Origin of the sequence: Clostridium amylolyticum (assembly GCF_900142075.1) — a bacterium.
Taxonomy (GTDB): Bacteria; Bacillota; Clostridia; order Clostridiales; family Clostridiaceae; genus Clostridium_AA; species Clostridium_AA amylolyticum.
Genome location: NZ_FQZO01000003.1, coordinates 74,694 through 94,579, shown reverse-complemented (window position 1 = coordinate 94,579; position 19,886 = coordinate 74,694). Strand labels below are relative to the sequence as shown.

Sequence of the window (19,886 nt, the reverse complement as noted above, 5' to 3'; positions counted from 1 at the left end):
CAATTTTATTTTGCTTTATCTATTTCAGCTTGTATTTCTTGTGCAGCTTTTTCTGGTGTACTTCCAACAAACATACTAACTATAGAGTTTCTAGTTCTATCCTGCATAGATGGAAGTGGATCAAAGTCAAACACGTCTACTGCAATACCTGTGGATGTTGCTCCTAAGTCTACATTCTTTAAGAATAATTCTGAAACTTTTGTTTTATCTATGTTTATATCTTTTCTTGGAATTAAGAACTGTGATTCCTCAGCAAATCTCTTTGCTGCATCAGCTGAAGTTAACATTTTAACAAGTTCTATAGTATATTCTTTTTCTTTTCCTTGAAGCTTTCCGTTAACCATGTATGGGCTTAATATCTGCATATCATTATCTTTAAACTGTGGTTTTTCTTCAAAAGAAGGGAATTTAGCAACTTTTATTGATTTAGTATATTTAGTATCTTTTTCACTAGTAAATTTGCCCATATTCCAAGGTCCAGTGATAATCATACCTGCTTTTCCTTGAAGAAATTCTGTTAATACTATATCATCGCTGATACCAGCAACGTTTTTACCAAAAGCATTTATATCATTTAATTCTTTAACAAAACCTAAGGTTTTAACTACTTCAGGATCTGTCCATTTCATTTCCCTTGAACCTAGCTTTTTAGCTGCTTCAGTTCCCATCCATTTATAGAATATTTGGTCATGAAGATGTCCAGCCATATAAGTGCTTTTAGCTCCTAAAGCAATAGGTTTAATTTTAATTGCATTAAGCTTTTCTATAGCAGTTTTTAATTCTCCCCAAGTTGCTGGGAACTTTTCTATACCTGCTTGTTTAAATAATTCTTCATTATAATATACACCTATTAATCCAGACTCCATAGGTATTGCATAAGTACCCTTATGGCCTTGAACCTGATAGTAGCTTAAAGCTCCTTCTGTAAATCCGCCACCCCACTTAGCATCTTCTTTTAATATAGGGTCCATGTCCATTAATAATCCACTCTTAATGTATTCTCCAAGGTTAGCAACCCCTTGAATTCTAAATATATTTGGAAGGGTTCCTGAAGCTAAATCTGTTTTTAGTTTGTTATTAAAAGCTGATTCATCTCCTTGAGATTCATCCACCACCATTACATCTGGATGTTTGCTTTCAAAGTCTTTTACAATGTCTTTAAAAATCTTTACTTGGTTTGTTGTTCCTGCCATTCTAGTTAATAGTCTAATTTTTATTTTTTCATCTTTTCCTTTGTCAGCGCTGGAATTTGACTTTCCTGCGCAACCAGCTAAACCAACACTCATTGTTAATGCAAGTACCAAAGCTAATACTTTTTTCATCTTTCTTCCTCCACATCATTTTTAAATTTCATTTTAAAAACCCGTCACTTCAGTTATTTGTATAAAGGTCCATACGCATTGCAGGCTCTATAATCTGCAGCTTCTAAATCTTTAGTGCCAAAAGCTGCAAAGCTATGAGGTCTAAATATATCTATATCTTCAACATTGTGAAGTGAAACAGGTATCCTAAGCATGCTGGCTAGAGTAATTAAATCCTTACCAATGTGTCCATAACTAAAGGCTCCATGATTTGCTCCCCAGTTTTTCATCACACTGTACACATCTTCAAAGCCTTTAGCTCCTAATCTAGGTACAAACCAAGTTGTAGGCCATGTTTTGTCTGTTCTTTCGTCTAATATCTTATGTATCTCATCCTCTAAAACTACAGTGTAGCCCTCTGCTAGTTGAAGCACTGGGCCTATGCCTTGAACTATATTTACTCTAATTAAAGTCACCGGCATTTCACTTTGAGTTCTAAAGTGAGAAGAATATCCACCTCCTCTAAAATAACCAAGATTAGCAGGACACCAGTCTGTAGCTTCTGTGCATGCCTTAATATCCTCTTCAGTCATGTCCCACCATTTTTTCATACAGTTTTTACCATCTTTATCCTTAGAAAGACCAACTGCATCTAGTGCCGCTGAGCCTGAATTTATCAGATGGATAAAACCGTTTTCTGTTAATCCTGTAGGTTTCTTACCTGTAACTCTTAAAACTGCCTCTGGACTCCAATAGGTTCTAACATCTGCAAAAATACTGGCAGTACCGGTTAAAAGCTTTCCAAAAAGCATAGCCACACCATTTAAAGTATCATTTTCTGTAGCTAATACCGTAGGTTCTTTTTTGCCATTCCAGTTAAAAGATGAATTTAGAATTGCTTCAGTAAAATCACCATTAGGCAGCCAGTCTGTCCACATTCTTTGACCTTGGAATCCTCCAGCAATAGCATTTCTACCCATAGCCTCTTCATGGAATCCTAAATCATTGAGCTTGTCATTACCTAGCATTATATCTCTGCACACCAAGGTCATTTTAACTACAAATTCCCACTGTTCTGCTTTCTTTTCTGCTGTTAATCTTTTATCTTCAGGATTTGGATCATAGCCTTCCTTACAGTTTTCCTTAGCCCATTTAAGTGCTCTTTCATACTCTTCATGATCATATATTTCGTTATTAATTCTTCTTAGTATTTCAGTCATATCTACCCATTCTGCTCTTATGCCCAGATATTTTTGAAAAAATTCCGGATCACAGAAGGAGCCCATAATACCCATAGACACTGACCCCATATTTACATAGGACTTATTTTTCATAACTCCTACAGCAATGGCACATTTTCCAAACCTAAGAATCTTTTCTTTAACATCCTCTGGCAATTCTTTAGAGTCCATGTCTTGTACATCCTTGCCGTAGATAGAAAAAGCAGGTAATCCTTTTTGTGCATAAGCCGCCATTACCGCCGCTAAATATACAGCTCCTGGTCTTTCAGTACCATTGAATCCCCATACAGCCTTAATAGTAAGAGGATCTAAATCCATAGTCTCCGTACCATAACACCAACATGGAGTTACAGTTAACGTTGCACATACATTTTCCTTGGAAAACTTTTCCGCACACTTTGATGCTTCATAAGCTCCTCCTATGGTAGTATCTGAAATGACGCATTGAACCTTAGTCCCATCTGGATATACTAAATTATCCTCTAGGTATTTTGCTGCTACTTTTGCCATATTCATAGTTTGCTCTTCTAAACCTTCTCTTATTCCTCCCCACCTTCCATCAATGGTAGGTCTTATTCCTATTTTGGCATAACTCATTTCCTCTCCTCCTTATAGAATGTTTTTTTCCTTATATAAATTATGGTATTTGCTGTTTGTAATTATTCTTAATAGCATACAAATTGCCTGCTTTAAATGATTTTACATAACTATAAGCATATGAAATATTAATGAAGCAAAATGATGGAGCCAATATTAGATGACTTTTACATAAATTGAATCCTATCTAATATTAATAATTTTCAATTATGGATCTTATCTATTTTCAATAATATTTTTATACTTAGCATAGCTCTCATCCCAGAAATCCTTTACAAGAGGGCTATATTTTTTTGTGCCAAAGGATTTTTCTACTATGGCTCTCCCCTCTTGAATATTTTTAATTTCTCCTTGTGCAATGAGTTGAACCATTATATTTCCTATGGCAGTTGCTTCTACGGGCCCTGCAATGACCTCAAAGCCTAATGCATTCGCAGTGAACTGACAAAGTAGTTTTGACTGTGATCCTCCACCCACCAGATGAAGCACATTATATTGCTTTTTAGTACATTCGCTTATTTGTTCGTAAGTATATCTATATTTAAAGGCCAAGCTTTCGTAAATACATCTTATTATTTCACCATGGGTTTCAGGAACATACTGTCCTGTAGCTTTAGCATAACTTTTAATTCTTGAAGGCATGTCACCTGGAAGATTAAAACTTTCATCATCCGTATCTATAAAACAAGTAAAAGCTTTTGCTTCTCTGGCAAGGTTTTCAAAATCATCATAAGTATAATGTTTGCCTTCTTTTTCAAATTGCCTTTTGGTTTCTTGAATAAGCCAAAGCCCTTTTATATTTTTTAAAAATCTAGTAGTATTGTTTATCCCTGTTTCATTGGTAAGATTATACTTCATGGACATTTCATTAATTAGAGGTTCTTTTAACTCTGTACCAAAAAGTGACCAAGTACCGCAAGATACAAAGATAAAATCTTCTTTAGAAGGTACTGCTGCTACAGCACTGGCTGTATCATGCTCACATACAGCAATAACTGTTTTTCTTTCTATCTTCAGCTCTTTTGCCAGTTCTTCTTTAACTAGTCCAACCTCAGTACCTGTAGAAACTACATCTGGAAATATATCTTTATTTAAACCAACTTTCGCTATTAGATATTCGTTCCACTTTTTATTATATGGATCGAATATCTGAGTAGTGGATGCTATGGTCTTTTCAGCTTTTTTAACCCCTGTTAATAAGTAGTTAAATAGATCAGGCATCATTAAAATAGTCTTATCTTTATGAAAATCTTTATCCTTAGTGAGGTATTCTGAATAAAGTTGGAATAAGGTATTTATCTCCATAATCTGATTCCCCGTAAGAGTATATAGCTTATCTTTTCCAATAATTTTTGATACCTCATCTATAATTCCTAAAGTTCTTGTATCCCTATAATGCACTGGATTGTCTAAGACTTCTCCATCCTTATCTATAATTCCATAATCCACTCCCCAGGTATCAATCCCTATGCTGTCATATCCACCCTTACTTTCTCCTATTACCATGCCTTTTTTTATTTCATTAAAAAGCTCTGGCAAGTTCCAATGCATAGAATTGTCTTTTATCAATGGCTTATTTTCAAATCTATGTATTTCTTCAAGTTGAATTTTATTACCGTCAAAGGATCCTAATATGGCTCTTCCACTGGAAGCTCCTAAGTCAAAAGCAAGAACTCTTTTTAACATAGTTGCACCTCCCTTCCTTTAGGTGGCATCTGTCAGGTGTCAGGCACTTGACAAGTGACAAACTTTTATATTAAATTTTATTGCTACTTGTTGTATTTTTTATATCCAGGATGTCTTCCTGTTACCTTATATGAACTTCTCATTCCTATTAATCTATCTATGTTTTCTCTAGATATTTCTTTTTCTCCACCTAATAGCTGTGCCACCAAGCTTGTCTTAGCCCATAGCTCTAAAGTTTCCATTCTATAATAAGCAGTGACTAAGTCTGATCCTACAGATAAAGCTCCATGGTTTTCTAATAAAATAACATCATGCTGTTGCAGGTATGGTTCAATGGATTTAGGAACTTCATCTGTGGAGGGTGTTCCATAAGGTGCTATGGGTACTGAACCTAAAGCTATTACACATTCAATTAGTGAATAAACATCCATATGCTTGTGAGCTAAGGCAAAACCTGTAGCTGTGGGTGGATGCGCATGTACTACTGCTCCCACATCATCTCTATCTTTATAGCATTTTAAATGCATCTTAATTTCACTAGAAGGTTTGTACCCTGGATTTTCCTCTATCATTTCCCCTTTTTCATTTATCTTTACTATTTTATCAGGAGTCATAAAGCTCTTACTTATACCTGTAGGTGTAGCTAAAAAAGTATTTTCATCAATTTTTACAGAGACATTTCCATCATTAGCTGCTACCCACCCTTGCTGCCACATCTTATGGCATATATCACATATCTGTTCTCTTATCTCTATATCTTTCATTTCATTTCTCCTTGAATTAATTATGACTTGAATTTTAATTATTAAGTATATTCTTACCTAGTAATTATCTTCTGCACATAGTTTGTTTACAATTTCATTATATATTAATTTGTTCAAATTTGAATATTTGAACAATTAGTTGATGTTTTAACGTTTACCATGCTATAATTTGTTCATAATTGTTCAAATTGTTTAAAGGAGACTAAAAAATGTTATCAAAAGAACGCAGTGAAGAAATATTAAAAATACTTAAGACTAAAAAACAAGTTTCCACTAAATATTTATGTAAAGAGCTATATTGCAGCATAGCCACCATAAGAAGAGACCTTATTGAACTTGAAAAGGCAGGAATGGTTAAACGATGTCACGGCGGTGTAACTCTAATTCCCAGCTACAACATGGAATATCCTCATATGTTTAGAGAAATGGAAAATCAAAAAGAGAAAAACTATATATGTAATCTAGCTTTAGACTTTATTTCTAACGGTTATGCCATTTTTTTAGACTCCAGCAGCACTGTAAGCAATATTTGTCCCATGCTTAAAGACTATGATAACCTTACCATAGTAACTAATGGAGTTAAAACCGCACTAGACCTAGTACAGCTAGATTCTGTCACCACCTTTATAGCTGGTGGTCAATTAAAATCTGGCTCCACCTCCATTGTAGGCGAGCTCACCGGAGGGTTTATAGATAACTTTAAGGCAGATATTTCTATAATATCCTGCAGAGGGTTAGATGAAAATGGTGCCTATGAGGCCAACCAAACTCAAGCTCTGGTAAAACAACACATGATTAGAAATTCAAAAAGTACCATACTTCTATGCGACAGCAGCAAGTTTAACACCTCCCATTTCTATAAACTAGACTCCTTTGCAAACATAGAAGCTATAATCACAGATAAAGAACCTTCAGCTAAAGTTCTAAATAGCATATTACAAGCTGGTTGCGAGGTAATCTATTAAAAACTTCTCACTAAAGGCATATTAAATTTACCAATTAAAATTCCTGCTTAAATTAATGCTTCTATAAATAATTTACGGGAATGCTCATAAATAATTTATGTAAATGTTCATAAGTAGTTTGTGTAAATACTTATAGATAACTTTTTCTTAAAGTATTTTCAAGTTGAGTAAAAATTATAATATATATCTTACAATATTTATCAGTATAGATCCATGGTATATAATAAAATGTAGACACGTTAAATTTAGAAAAGATCAAGTGATTCTTAGCTTCAAATGGATTAACTTTAATGTATACCTCTCCAGTTGAAACTTAGAATAGCTTACCCAGGAGCTTAGAGCTTATTATCTCGCAACTTGAATAAGTGAGAGATTAGGAGCCATTAGCTATGGTATGAAAAAAATTATCCTAAGGAGGAAAATGAAAATGGCAGTATTAGTAACAGGGGGTATGGGCTACATAGGCAGTCATACCACAGTAGAGTTGTTAAACAAAGGCTATGAAGTTATCATTGCAGATAATTTAAGTAATAGTAAGGAAATAGTAAAGGATAGAATAAAGGCTATAACAGGAAAAGACGTTAAGTTTTATAACATTGATGTAACTCAAGAAGACCAGGTGGACAAGTTATTCTCAGAAAATAATATAGATTCAGTTATACACTTTGCAGCCTATAAAGCTGTGGGAGAATCTGTGGCAAAGCCTTTAGAATACTACTATAACAATTTAACCAGCACCCTAATAATTTTAAAGGTTATGAAAAAGTATAATGTGAAGAACTTCGTATTTAGTTCCTCTGCTACAGTTTATGGGCAGGCTTCCATTATCCCTATACCTGAAGACTATAGTCCTCTTTCAGCCACTAACCCTTACGGCATGGCTAAGCTCATGACAGAGGATATGTTAAGAGATATATGCAAGGCTGATAAAAGCTGGAACGTGGCTATACTGCGTTACTTCAACCCAGTGGGAGCCCACGAAAGCGGCACCATAGGAGAAGATCCCAATGGAATTCCAAACAACCTAATGCCTTACATAACAAAGGTTGCCATAGGAGAGCTGCCTAAGTTAAATGTCTTTGGCAATGACTATGATACCAAAGATGGCACAGGAGTAAGGGACTACATCCACGTGGTGGATTTAGCTAAAGGACACATTTGCGCTTTAGAAAAGCTCAGCACTAACAGTGGCCTTGTTACCTACAACCTAGGCACAGGCATAGGCTACAGTGTCTTGGATATAGTTGAAGCCTTCTCAAAGGCCAGCGACAAAGAAATCCCTTACGAAATAACAGCAAGAAGGCCAGGAGACATAGCTACCTGCTACGCAGATCCAACCAAAGCTTACAAAGAATTAGGTTGGAAAGCAGAAGAAGGCATAGAAGAAATGTGCAAAGACTCTTGGAGATGGCAAAGCAATAATCCTAAGGGATATAATTAAACTGGATATAAATGGGTTTGCCCCTGGGGTGCTGACATATAATGTCATCACCCCAGGGGCAAACCCATAATATGGTATATGCTTTTATTTATATCTAGGTCTTTGAATTTCAAACTTGTCTAAAGCCTGACCGTAAAGAGAAGCTGGAAGCTTCCCCTTCATTAGATCAATAAAACTTCTCACTCCCACAAAATCCATCCTTATCCTTATACCTTCAGTATTGGAAGTAATATATATGGAATTTTTAAACTTAACAAACTTTATTTCTTTTATTTCATCCCAGGATATTTGCTTCTCTTTTCCAGTAAAATTTACATACCTTATCCCAACTTGTCCAGCCATTACCTTTATTCCTCTAACAAATACAATTTGAAATATCCCCATAAGTATAGTAAATATCCCTATGATCATTATAATCAAGCTCTCCATAGGAGATTCAGCCCCAAATTGTGATAAAGCCACTGCCATTAATCCAAAGGCAATAATCATATATCCCAAGAAATCATAAATCTTACTCATTCTTAACACTATATCTCCATCTTTATCAAACTCTAAATCTTTCTTTTCTGCATCCCTATTAAGCATCCTTACCGCTAAGGCCGCAGCAATACCACCAATAAATATAATTACATGTCTCATATTTTCCCCCTTATTTACCATTAAAGTATATAACAATTATATTATACAATTAATTGTAAATCATCATTTATCATGGGTATTTTATAAGTAACTACTGCTTTACTACATAAAATGCTCTTAAAAATAACTTACTTTAAAGTAGATTTATAAAAAGTTATAAATATATGATATTATACTACTGTAAATAATCTTAATTTGCACTATAAGTAATATTTAAAGTTACAACTTAAAAATGTCTACAAATACATATTAGATTATTTCAATGCAATACCACTGTAAAAATGAATTAATTAACATGCTGAATGTCTTAATTGCATTTTATATTATTAGTAATTTATAAAAGATTTAAAAGAGGTGAACCTATGAACAACCATATCAAAGCTAAAGATTTAGCAAAACAATTAGGCTTATATCTAAAAGTAGTTACTTCCGTAAAGGCTTTTGATAATTATAATAGCTTCTTTAATATTTACGACCAGTCAGATGAGCCTTGCAGAAGAATAGTTGTATTGACTCCCTATGGGGACTTAGAGGAAGTGTACGACGAGAATCCTGACGAAGCAATAACCTCCCCTAAGCTTGTGGATGGCAGCCTGTGGCTTGAAGAATATCCCCTAACCACTAATCCTAAAAATATCTCCTTAGATGAAGTCTGTATAGATGAGAATTTAATAAAAAGCTTAATTGATTCTAATGATAAATAGAATTCAACTTCAAATATCCTATTCAGTTTTTACTTGATTTTAAGACATAACCAACCCACTTCCACTTTCTGTATCCGCCCCTGGGGTGCTTCCATAAAATAGGAGCACCCCAGGGGCAATTCCACATTATGGAAGCCCCTCAAGGTTGGGCAGCTCCTTAGTGTGGTAATAGATAATAGTGCAGTTTTACTGCACTATTTTTTGATGTAAATTTTAAATTTGCACTATTAATGGTGCAATTATACCTTTTGAGATTTGATGCTATGGATTTTATAATAAAACCATAGAAAAGATGAAAATGCTAACAGGAGGTGTGAAAATGGTAACATTAATGGATTGTATTGAAAGAATTCCATTAAAATTAGAAGAAATAGCCAATAAACGAGATGTTAGGCTTTCCGGCTTATTGGAATACTTAGAAAGAAAAGACGAAATAGACGAAATAATATTTGTAGCAAGCGGCACATCCTATAATAGTGCATTTACCATTAAGAGTTTTTGTGAAAATGTGTGCGGTATAAGAGCAACCCTCGTATATCCAAACATTTTTGTAAATTACACTGAAAAATTAAACCCTAAAGCTTTGTATGTATTAATCTCTCAAGGGGGATCTACCCGTTTAGTATATGAAGCCTTGGAAAAGGTAAAAAAGCTAGGTTATTTAAACTGTTCCATCACAGCAAGCTTAGACTCCATTATTGCAAATCATGCAGATGTAGCTATAGAAATGGGATGTGCGCATGAAGAGTACAATTACCGTACTTTAGGATATTCTACTACAGTAGCTACTTTATATATGATGTGCATTGACATTGCACGATTATATAACAATATTACTGAAGAACAAGTATCAGATCTCCTTGAGGATTTTGGCAATCTATATGAAAGTTTAGTAGAAATTAAAGGAAAAACCCTTTCCTGGTACTATGAAAATAAATTTTCTTTAATGAAAAGAAACAAGATGATGGTTGCAGCTACCAACGACTTATGGCCAGTTGCCCAGGAATCAGATATAAAGGTAATGGAAATGGTTCCTATGATTACTAGAAGCTTTGAGCTGGAGGAATTTATCCATGGACCTCAAAACTCCTTTGATGACTCCACAGTATTCTTTATATTAAGCAGAAAAGGCGAAGATGAAGAAAAAGCAAAAGCCATAGCAAAGTTTATTAAAAATGAAATTGGTTTTTGTGCCATCATAGGCAATAGTACTATGGGAGAAAGAGACCTAGAAATTAATCCTCGCAGCAAATATTTCAGCACATTAGAATATATCACTCCAATGCAAGTAATAGCTTATAAACTAGCAGATGACCATGGACGTGATTTAAAAAGAGCAGTAAATGCCCAAGTAACAAAATACATAACTAAAACAATATAGGAAGAGGTAACTATGTTAAAGATTCTAATAGCATCCCACGGCAATTATGCTGATGGTGTAAAAAGTGCAACAAATATAATCATTGGTAATAAAGAAAATGTTCATTATTTAAATGCTTACGTAAGTGAAGAAACAGTAAAAGATCAACTGGAAAACTTTTTTAAAGGAGTAAGTGAAAACGATGAGGTAATAATTTTAACTGATATTTATGGCGGAAGCGTTAATCAAAATGTATTTCCTTATGTAAAGAAGGAAAATGTATATATTATATCAGGCTTTAACCTTGCCACTGTCCTTGAAATATTATTGTTAAATCCAGAAGAAAAAGTTTCTCTAGATAATTTAAGAAATATTGTAGAAGAAAGCAAAAAACAAATACTATTTTTAAATGATTATGTAGCAGAGCAAGAACAAGAAGACGACTTTGATATTTAGAAAGGAAGGATACTATGATAGTAAAAATTAGAATTGATGATCGTTTATTGCATGGGCAAGTGGCTTACAGCTGGAAATCCGCTTTAAGCTATGATGCTATAGTTATCGCCAGTGACTCTGCAGCCAATGATGACATAAGAAAAATGGCGATAAAATTATGTTGTCCAGATGGAGTAAAACTTGCAATACGTAGCATTAGCGATGCAGCTACATTACTAAAAAACCCAAAACTATCTTCTATGAAAGTGTTCGTTATATGTCCTAACCCTGAAAGCGTACATGATTTACTACAATTAATAGAAGAAAGACCTGCTGTAAATTTAGGTGGAATGCAAATGGAACCTAACAAGGTTTTATTCTCCCCTGCTGTATATGTAAATAAAGAAGATATAGAATACCTAGATAAGCTTGTAGCATCAGGTATCAGAGTTGAAGTACAAGAAGTTCCATCAAAATCCATGAAAGACTATAGCAGCTTAAGAAACAAGATATCTTTATAATCAAGTGATACTTAGCTTCAGCTGGAGTTTTCTTAAGAAGAATACTTACTGCAACTGAAGGTTAGAAGAACTTATACCGGAGCTTAGCACCCATTATCCCAACACTTAAAGAAGTGTGAGTATTATGGGCGGTAAGCTATGGAATAAATAAAAAACTAAAGGAGGAAAAATTATGCAAGCAGCATTAATGGTGGGTTTAGTACTTGCCGTACTTTGGCTAATTGAAAAGTTAGGTGGAACACCAATGGTAATTCGTCCCATTGTGGTATCACCAATAGTTGGACTAGTTCTAGGAGACCTTCAAGCAGGGGTACTAATTGGTGCAACACTAGAATTAATTTTTATGGGTGCAATTCAGATAGGAGCAGCAGTTCCACCTGATGTACTAGTAGGTGCAGGTTTAGGTACAGCCTTTGCCATATTAAGTGGAAAAGGTGCAGAAGTAGCACTAGCTTTAGCATTACCTATAGCAATTTTAGCGCAATCATTAAAAGTACTAGTATTTATCGTAAGAAGCTGGTTTATGAGTTTTGCTATGAAGTTAGCTTCTGAGGCAAACATTAAAGGCTTAGTTACTTTAAACTTTGCAGGACTATTATTACAATGTCTAATGTATTTCGTAGTAGCTTTTGTTGCCATCACTTTTGGTTCCACAGCAGTAGAAGGCTTTGTAGCAAGCATTCCTAAGCCAATTATGAATGGATTAACCGTTGCTGGAGGATTATTACCAGCTGTAGGTTTTGCTTTACTACTACTACCTATGATGACTTCAAAAAATATTATCTACTTCATTTTAGGATTTATACTAGTTTCCTATGCAAAACTTCCAATCCTAGCAATTACAATGTTTGGAGTAGTACTAGCTTACATACTTACCACAGAAATCGGAACAAAAGTAGTTACAGCTACTAGCGAAGAGGAGGTATTATTTGATGAGTAAGCACACTAAATTAGATAAAGATGAAAAGAAGTTAATTAGAGAAATCTTCTGGTCTTCCTTTGCCTTAGAAGAGTCTTATAACTACGAAAGACAACAAGCTTTAGGTTTTGCCATAGGAATGTGGCCAGCCATCAAACGTTATTACAAAACAAAAGAGGAACAAGCTGAAGCATTAGTTAGACATATGTCCATCTTCAATACAACTCCTCATGTAGTTTCAGCCATAACAGGAGTTGCTACAGTTCTAGAAAAAGAGGCAAGTGAAAACCCTGAATTCGATAAAAATATTATAAACAACGTAAAGGTTGGTTTAATGGGACCTTTAGCAGGCGTTGGTGATTCCTTCTTTTGGGGAACCGTACGTATTATAGCTACAGGCATTGGATTATCCTTAGCTCAGCAAGGAAGTTTTTTAGGAGCTATACTATTCTTACTAATATTCAATGTGCCTCATTTAATAATTCGTTATTATGGTGCAGTATTTGGTTATAAATTTGGTCTTGGTTTAATGTCTAATGCAAAAGATACTGGAATACTTTCCATGATTTCTAAAGGAGCTACTATAGTGGGATTAATGGTAATCGGTGGTATGAGCGCTTCCATGGTAAATTTAACCACTACCTTAAAGTTCAATATTGGTGGGACAGCCTTTGCTCTACAAAAATATCTTGATCAGATATTCCCATTGTTACTACCACTACTATACACTCTTTTAATGTTCAAATTACTTAAAAAAGGATACAAATCCACTACTATATTATTAATAACTATAGCAGTAGGAATAATTGGTTCACTTATTGGACTTCTTTAATAAAAATAGTATAATAAAAAAACAATAAGCTGATTATTGCATATAAAAGTATAAAAACAACATTTTCATAATGTTGTTTTTGTGCTATAAAGAAAGGCGGCCTATGAAGTCACTACACAAACGACAAATAATAATAATTAATAAACTAATATTAGAAGATAAGCCCATAACCTCAAAACAATTAGCCTTTTTCGTAGGGGTATCCGTGCGTACCATCAAAAGCGATATAGTAGAAATAAATGAAAAAATTGCCCACTATCATATCCGTATCATGTCCAAACCTCGAGAAGGTTATTGGATAGTAATAGATGAGAATGCTGATATTGAAGAATTGTCTAAAATCACCGATGCAAAAATTGTAAAAAAGTTTGATGATACGCCAAAATTCAATTATGAGCGCATTAACTACATCATAAAAAAATTACTAGTGGTAGATTATCATATTAAGCTTGAAGATTTAATGGATGAAATCTTTGTAAGCAGGTCTACCTTAACTCAAGATTTAAAGGAAATTAGGAGTTTATTATCAAAATTTAGACTAAAGGTTGTCTCCAGATCAAATTACGGTATTATTATTGAAGGAAGTGAAATTGATAAGAGATTATGCATTGCAGAATACTTTTTTCACTATAATAACAGGGCAAATTATAGTATTGCCTCTGAAAATATGTTTACTGTGGGAAAAAGCAAAGAAGAATATGACAGTATCTTAAGATTTATTAAAGAAGTTTGTGATAAATATAATATTTTATTATCTGATTTTTCCTTAAATAACTTTGCCATACATGTATTTGTTTCTATAAGAAGATGTACTTTCTATAACTATATTAAAGCTGAAGATACTTTAAAAGAAAATGTGGAAGACAGCATAGAATTTAAAGCGGCCACAGAGCTTACAAAAAAACTTGAAGACTATTATGAATTTATGCTGCCTATAGGAGAAACTATATATTACAGCCTACATTTAAAAAGCAAACGCATTTCCAGTGAAGATCAAATAAATGCACAAGAAAAACAAAAGCTTAGAGACTGCATATTAAGTATTATAGAAGAAGTAAAGAGCAACTTTGATGTGAATTTTGAAAATGATAAAGAGCTTTATGATTATTTATACCTTCATATCGCTCAAATGATTACCAGGCTTAGAAATAATATGGTTATTCGAAACCCTCTAGCTCATGACAATCTTAGAAGATATTTGTTTGCTACAAAGATAACCTATACCGCCTGTATGATTATAGAAAAGACTTATGATGTTAAAATAGATATTAATGAATTTGGCTATTTAGTTTTATATTTCAATCTCGCTTTATGTAAAATTGAAAATAAAAAGAAAATTAGAATTGCACTGGTAAGTGGAAGAGGAAGACCAGAATCCACCATGTACTTAAATGAAATCACTGAGTACTTCAGTCATGAAAAATATGAAGTGAAGATGTTAGATAACTCCCAAATTATCCTGGGAGATTACAAAAATATTGATTTATTAGTAAGCACCTATACCTTAACCACTCCCCCCAACGTTCCTTCCATCACCATAGAAGATGACTCCTATTTGGACGAAATTAGAAAAGCATTAAACAAAATTAAAGTAAACAACCTGGACTTTAAAAAATATTTCAAAGAGGAATATAGCTGCTTTAATTTAGATGGAAATACCAAAGAGGAAGTATTAGAAAATTTATACGATAAATTTATTGAACTTAAATTTATTGATAAGCTGCCAGAAAAAAATAAGGCCTTTGTTTCCAATGAAATAGGCAACGGTATTGTACACTTTCAAGATTTATTTAGAATTTGTAGAAAAGGCTTCTTTTTTATTGCTGTACTTAACAAGCCAGTACTTTGGGATCAGGACGTAGTGAGGGTTCTAATTATGCTTAAAACCAAAAGGGACGGGGATAAAGACCTAAGCACCCTATGCAAGATAATCTCAAAATGGGCTAATAATCCGGATATGGTAGAAAGTCTTATAGAAAATATGAATTACTCAATGTTTTTAAGTGATATCAAGAATGTTTAATTGAGAATATATGATTTTTGAGAATATATTTTAATATATTTTTGTGAACATATAAATGTAGACCTTTTTAAAAATAATATAGAAAGGAAAATAGGAATTCGAGCCTTAAGCTTCATATCCTAAGGGTTATATTATGATAAAACTACTGCGTATAGACGATAAATTACTCCATGGCCAGGTTGCTTTTTCCTGGGTTAGAAATTTAAAAATTCACAGCATTATTATTGCCGATGACAAAGTAGCCTATGATGAATTTTCTAAAATGACTCTTGGCTTATCTAAACCCACAGGAGTAAATCTAATTATTGTAGAAGTAAATGAAGCTATTGAACTGTTAAGAACACATATAAATAGTAAAATGAATGTTATGGCCATAGTAAACAGCATTGAAAATGCCCATCGCATCATCAATAGCATGCCAGAAATAAAAAGCCTAAACCTGGGTGTTCTAAGGGAACATTATAACTCTACCTCCTACACCCAAGAAATTTCCTTAAATGAAAAAGAGGTAACCTTATGCAAGGAAATCCTAGACAAAGATGTAGAAATTGAGATGAGATTAACCTACGACGATAAAAAGCTCCTTTTATCAGAGCTGTTAAAAGCATAGTTTCATCTACATTTAACATTTTTTAGTACCGCCCCTGGGGTACTCCCACTTTATGGGAGCACCCCAGGGGCGGTACCATTTTATTTAATTGCCCCAGGGGTACATCCATTTCCTGGATGTACCCCTGGGTGCTTCCTTTATTTTACTGGAATAAGCTCCACTCTGGATAGTAATTCGCTACTAGGCTTTCAGGGAAATTTACCTCTTCTAATAGAGATAATGCATAGGAAAACTCCCCTACCTCATAGTAGATATGAGCATCGCTGCTTAAAATTATCTTTACTCTCTGCTCTCTGCAAAGGTTGAGGATGGTTATGTAGTTTTCTTTAGCGTTTTGTCTAAAGCTTTGTGTTTTTAAAGAAGAGTTGTTCAGCTCTATAAGTACGTTATTTTCCTTAGCAGCTTGTACAACTTTCTTGTAATCCAATGGGTACCTGCTATCATCAGGATGTCCTATGATTTTCACATAAGGATTTCTTATAGCCTTTATTACAGCCCTAGTATTATCTTCTAGAGAAGATGGCTTTATGCATGGCGGATGCAGGCTGGCAATAACGTAATCTAGCTTTTCACATAAATCTTTAGATACGTCAATATTTCCTTCATAATCCATTATGTTTGCTTCTATGCCCTTTAATATTCTTACTCCATTGATCTCCCTATTTATTACTCCAAGATTGCTGAAATAAAACTCGTGTGCAGTACCAGGCATGCTCACGGCGTGATCTGATATACCTAATACCTTTAACCCCTTTAACTTAGCCTCGTCTATGTTTTCTTTTAAGGTACTAAAGGCGTGTCCACTTGATATGGTGTGACAATGTAAATCTACCAATGGCCTCATGGTATCCCTCCTTAGTTAAAAAATAAAAATTAAGTTATATAAAGTATCTTAATAAATCTCAACTAATTAAACCTATATTAACTTAACATCAAGTATCTTAAGGCTAATTATTGGCCTATCAGCCTTTGTGATTCCATAATATTCTATAATTTTTGCCCTAATTGAAATTGTTTTGTTTAGACCTAATCTTTTGATTTCACAATATCATATACTCTTAATTAAAATACCTTAATATGTCTTAACATACCCTACTATTATAAGACAAATGGAGTGAGATTAAAAATGATATATTTTCCAAGTAAAATATTTACCTTAAAATTAACTTTCCACTCACTTAGTAAATATAGCCACTTTATTATATTCTTCTAACTTTATTGTCTAGACTTTTATTTTTTTGTTACATATCCTATTATTTTTAGAGAAACTTTGTAAATATTATGTTTTTTTATATTTAGTCTCCTTCCTTGAATAGAATCCATTTTTTATCATTAGCATTTTCTAAATATTCTTATACCTTTTAAGCTTAATATCTTATTTTAATCACTACTAATAGTATTCTTTAACTTCTTTAATCGCATTTCATAACGTTTTCATCATTTTTCGTAGCTTTACTTCAAATTACTACAAATATTGCTTTTATCTGTTGAAATAATATTTTATAAGTGCTAGAATTGGCTTAATTAGGAGAATACAGAATAATGTATTTTAATGCAAATATAAACTATAATGTGAAATCCTTAATATATTACATAACTTAACCAGTTTATATTAAATACGTTTTGCTCACGAAGCATTAATACATAGTACATTAGTACTAAATACATTTATAAAAGTCTTTTCCATATTAATATACAAAATAGCGTACATTGCTTCTTTTTTAATCCTATTAAACATTAAATTGTAAAATAATATTCTATTTTACTTAAGTCATCACTATAAGTAATAAGCTTATTGATATTTAATTATATAACGATATCATAATTTTATAAATAATATTTTAACATAAAATCAATATACAAAATAATGTACATTTAACTTTCTAACTAAAAGTATTTTAACCTTACATAAAATCCGTTTGCTTACTCTCTTGTCATTTAAATGTTTACTGCTAACTCTAATGTAAACATTTAAATGCGAGGTAAAATAAATATAATTTGAATTAGGGGGTATTAAAAATGAGAAAAAACTTTATTATGAAAACCATAGCTGCTTCTATGGCTATTGGAATTTCAGCATTATCTATTGGATCAGTTACCGCTAAAGCTAGTACTGCCAATGATAAGGTGTTAAGCAAAGGAGTTACTAACAAACTAGATGAAAGTAAATTAACCAAGATTGATGATTTAGTAAACTCCAACATTAAGGATGGAATATTTCCAGGAGGAGTGGTGTTAGTTGCAAAAGACGGTGTGATTGTATATGAAAAAGCCTTTGGAGATGCACAGAAATATGATATGGGAACAGAGCTGAAAACTCCTAGAAAGGCAAATGTAGATACAATTTATGATTTAGCTTCAGTTACCAAAGTAATGGGTACCACTCAAGCTATAATGAAATTATCCTATGAGAATAAGATTAATGTAAATGATACCGTATCTAAATACATACCTGAATTCGGCAAAAACGGAAAGGAAAATGTTAAAATTAAGGATTTACTTACACATACTTCTGGATTAACACCATGGAAGCCAACATTTTATCATGCTACTAATCCAAAAGAAGAGTTAGAATTCATATGTAATTTACCTTTAGAATATAAAACCGGCACAGCAAGAAAATACAGCGACTTTAGTTTTATGACCTTAGCCTTTGTGGTAGAGAAAATTACCGGACAAACTTTGGATAGATATTTAGAGGATACTATATATAAGCCTTTAGGAATGAAGGATACAATGTTTACCCCTGATGCTTCCTTAAAAAGCAGGATTGCAGCCACTTCTTGGGGAAATCCATATGAATATCGTATGGTAGCAGACGATAACTTTGGTTATGTATGCGATGAAAACGTTGACGATTTTAAAGGTTGGAGAAACTATACATTAGTTGGTGAAGTTAATGATGGAAACTCCTTTTATGCTAATCAAGGTGTAGCTGGACATGCTGGTTTATTCTCAACTACAAGTGATTTAGCAATTTTAGGACAACTTATGTTAAATGGGGGAAATTATAACTGCATTAGGTTATATGATAAAGCTACAGTAGATGAGTTTACGTCAGTACAAAGTTCCTTTGGTCATGGTTATGGTTGGGAAATAAACCGTGGCGGTGAAAGCTCAGGATATATGGGTAAGTATGCGGACATTAATGTTTTTGGACATACAGGATTTACTGGAACACAAGTTGTATTTGATAAAGAAAATAACCTACAAATTATATCCCTTACCAATAAACAAAATAACGGTGTTTTACCATCAGGTAACTATACAAGCACTTTTAAATTTAGTAGAGATTTAGCAAATATAGTATATGAAGCAATATCACCTGAAATAAATGTATCCGGAGTAGAAAATAACAAAACCTATACTCAACCTGTAAAACCAATAATAACCATTGGAAATAGTGATAAAATTGTAGAGATATTACTTGATGGAAAAGCTTATGACAATAAAGAAATATCTACTTTAGGAGAACATAAATTATTAATTAAAGCTGCAAGCAAATATGGAACTGAAAGCATAAAAGAAGTAAATTTCCAAATTAATAAAGAAGATTCACCTAAAGAACCTACTAATCCTGAAAATCCAAAAAATAATGAAAATAAAGAACCAGAAAACAAAGTTGATATTCCAAATACCGGAGATAATAGCAGCAACACTGCACTATTAATTATAGCTTTAATAGCCTCCGCTGGAATTATCATTAAAACCATAAAGAAATAATTTTTTAATGCATTTAAAAACATAAAGAGAACTAAATACTATCTACAATAAATAATATGAGAGTAATTTAATCTCTCATATTATTTATTAATTTAATCCTAAGAAAAAAATGTACTAATTTAGTT

The 19,886-nt window shown here is 33.1% G+C and carries 17 protein-coding genes; 11 read left to right on the top strand and 6 right to left on the bottom strand.

The window, feature by feature from the left end; translation table 11 throughout:
• Nucleotides 1–5 precede the first annotated feature (5 nt).
• From BUA82_RS07850 to BUA82_RS07835, 4 genes are all read right to left on the bottom strand, one after another.
• On the bottom strand, nucleotides 6–1,322 hold the full coding sequence (locus BUA82_RS07850; RefSeq protein ID WP_073006392.1) for an ABC transporter substrate-binding protein: 1,317 nt from the start codon (nucleotides 1,320–1,322) through the stop codon (nucleotides 6–8).
• Nucleotides 1,323–1,375: 53 nt separating this feature from the next.
• The gene (locus tag BUA82_RS07845) at nucleotides 1,376–3,139 is read right to left on the bottom strand and encodes an L-fucose isomerase (protein ID WP_073006389.1); all 1,764 of its coding nucleotides are present in this window, start codon (nucleotides 3,137–3,139) and stop codon (nucleotides 1,376–1,378) included.
• Nucleotides 3,140–3,355: 216 nt separating this feature from the next.
• Nucleotides 3,356–4,825 (bottom strand): rhamnulokinase, encoded by a 1,470-nt coding sequence (locus BUA82_RS07840; RefSeq protein WP_073006387.1) that lies wholly within the window; start codon nucleotides 4,823–4,825, stop codon nucleotides 3,356–3,358.
• 83 nt (nucleotides 4,826–4,908) lie between these two features.
• A complete protein-coding gene (locus BUA82_RS07835; protein ID WP_073006385.1) occupies nucleotides 4,909–5,589 on the bottom strand; it encodes a class II aldolase/adducin family protein in 681 nt (226 codons plus the stop codon).
• Nucleotides 5,590–5,798: 209 nt separating this feature from the next.
• On the opposite strand from BUA82_RS07835, the gene BUA82_RS07830 reads away from it, so the two are divergent.
• Entirely contained in the window at nucleotides 5,799–6,554 is a 756-nt protein-coding gene (locus BUA82_RS07830; RefSeq protein WP_073006383.1) for a DeoR/GlpR family DNA-binding transcription regulator, read from the top strand.
• Between the two features lie 427 nt (nucleotides 6,555–6,981).
• Entirely contained in the window at nucleotides 6,982–7,995 is a 1,014-nt protein-coding gene (gene galE / locus BUA82_RS07825; RefSeq protein WP_073006381.1) for a UDP-glucose 4-epimerase GalE, read from the top strand.
• An 84-nt stretch (nucleotides 7,996–8,079) separates the two neighbouring features.
• On the opposite strand, the gene BUA82_RS07820 is transcribed toward galE, so the two are convergent.
• Nucleotides 8,080–8,634 (bottom strand): hypothetical protein, encoded by a 555-nt coding sequence (locus BUA82_RS07820; protein WP_073006379.1) that lies wholly within the window; start codon nucleotides 8,632–8,634, stop codon nucleotides 8,080–8,082.
• Nucleotides 8,635–8,996: 362 nt separating this feature from the next.
• Between BUA82_RS07820 and BUA82_RS07815 the strand changes: the two genes are divergently transcribed.
• The 8 genes from BUA82_RS07815 to BUA82_RS07780 all read left to right on the top strand — a co-directional run bounded on the left by BUA82_RS07815 (nucleotide 8,997) and on the right by BUA82_RS07780 (nucleotide 16,038).
• Nucleotides 8,997–9,338, top strand: coding sequence for a hypothetical protein (locus tag BUA82_RS07815; RefSeq protein WP_073006377.1), 342 nt, complete (start codon nucleotides 8,997–8,999; stop codon nucleotides 9,336–9,338).
• 319 nt (nucleotides 9,339–9,657) lie between these two features.
• Nucleotides 9,658–10,719, top strand: coding sequence for an SIS domain-containing protein (locus tag BUA82_RS07810; RefSeq protein WP_073006375.1), 1,062 nt, complete (start codon nucleotides 9,658–9,660; stop codon nucleotides 10,717–10,719).
• Between the two features lie 12 nt (nucleotides 10,720–10,731).
• Entirely contained in the window at nucleotides 10,732–11,154 is a 423-nt protein-coding gene (locus BUA82_RS07805) for a PTS sugar transporter subunit IIA (protein ID WP_073006373.1), read from the top strand.
• A gap of 14 nt (nucleotides 11,155–11,168) precedes the next feature.
• On the top strand, nucleotides 11,169–11,654 hold the full coding sequence (locus BUA82_RS07800) for a PTS sugar transporter subunit IIB (protein WP_073006371.1): 486 nt from the start codon (nucleotides 11,169–11,171) through the stop codon (nucleotides 11,652–11,654).
• A 172-nt stretch (nucleotides 11,655–11,826) separates the two neighbouring features.
• Nucleotides 11,827–12,594: a PTS mannose/fructose/sorbose/N-acetylgalactosamine transporter subunit IIC gene (locus tag BUA82_RS07795; RefSeq protein WP_073006369.1), complete on the top strand. Its 768-nt coding sequence runs from the start codon at nucleotides 11,827–11,829 to the stop codon at nucleotides 12,592–12,594.
• Complete coding sequence (locus tag BUA82_RS07790) at nucleotides 12,587–13,405, top strand: PTS system mannose/fructose/sorbose family transporter subunit IID (RefSeq protein ID WP_073006366.1); 819 nt, start codon at nucleotides 12,587–12,589, stop codon at nucleotides 13,403–13,405. Before BUA82_RS07795 ends, BUA82_RS07790 begins: the two co-directional genes overlap by 8 nt.
• Nucleotides 13,406–13,508: 103 nt before the next feature.
• Complete coding sequence (locus tag BUA82_RS07785; protein ID WP_073006364.1) at nucleotides 13,509–15,428, top strand: BglG family transcription antiterminator; 1,920 nt, start codon at nucleotides 13,509–13,511, stop codon at nucleotides 15,426–15,428.
• 133 nt (nucleotides 15,429–15,561) lie between these two features.
• On the top strand, nucleotides 15,562–16,038 hold the full coding sequence (locus BUA82_RS07780) for a PTS sugar transporter subunit IIB (protein WP_073006362.1): 477 nt from the start codon (nucleotides 15,562–15,564) through the stop codon (nucleotides 16,036–16,038).
• A 142-nt stretch (nucleotides 16,039–16,180) separates the two neighbouring features.
• Here the strand turns inward: BUA82_RS07780 and BUA82_RS07775 are convergent, their stop codons facing one another.
• Nucleotides 16,181–16,882 (bottom strand): phosphatase, encoded by a 702-nt coding sequence (locus BUA82_RS07775; RefSeq protein ID WP_073006360.1) that lies wholly within the window; start codon nucleotides 16,880–16,882, stop codon nucleotides 16,181–16,183.
• Nucleotides 16,883–18,057: 1,175 nt separating this feature from the next.
• Here BUA82_RS07775 and BUA82_RS07770 point away from each other — a divergent pair.
• On the top strand, nucleotides 18,058–19,761 hold the full coding sequence (locus BUA82_RS07770) for a serine hydrolase (protein WP_073006358.1): 1,704 nt from the start codon (nucleotides 18,058–18,060) through the stop codon (nucleotides 19,759–19,761).
• The last annotated feature ends 125 nt before the right edge of the window (nucleotides 19,762–19,886 follow it).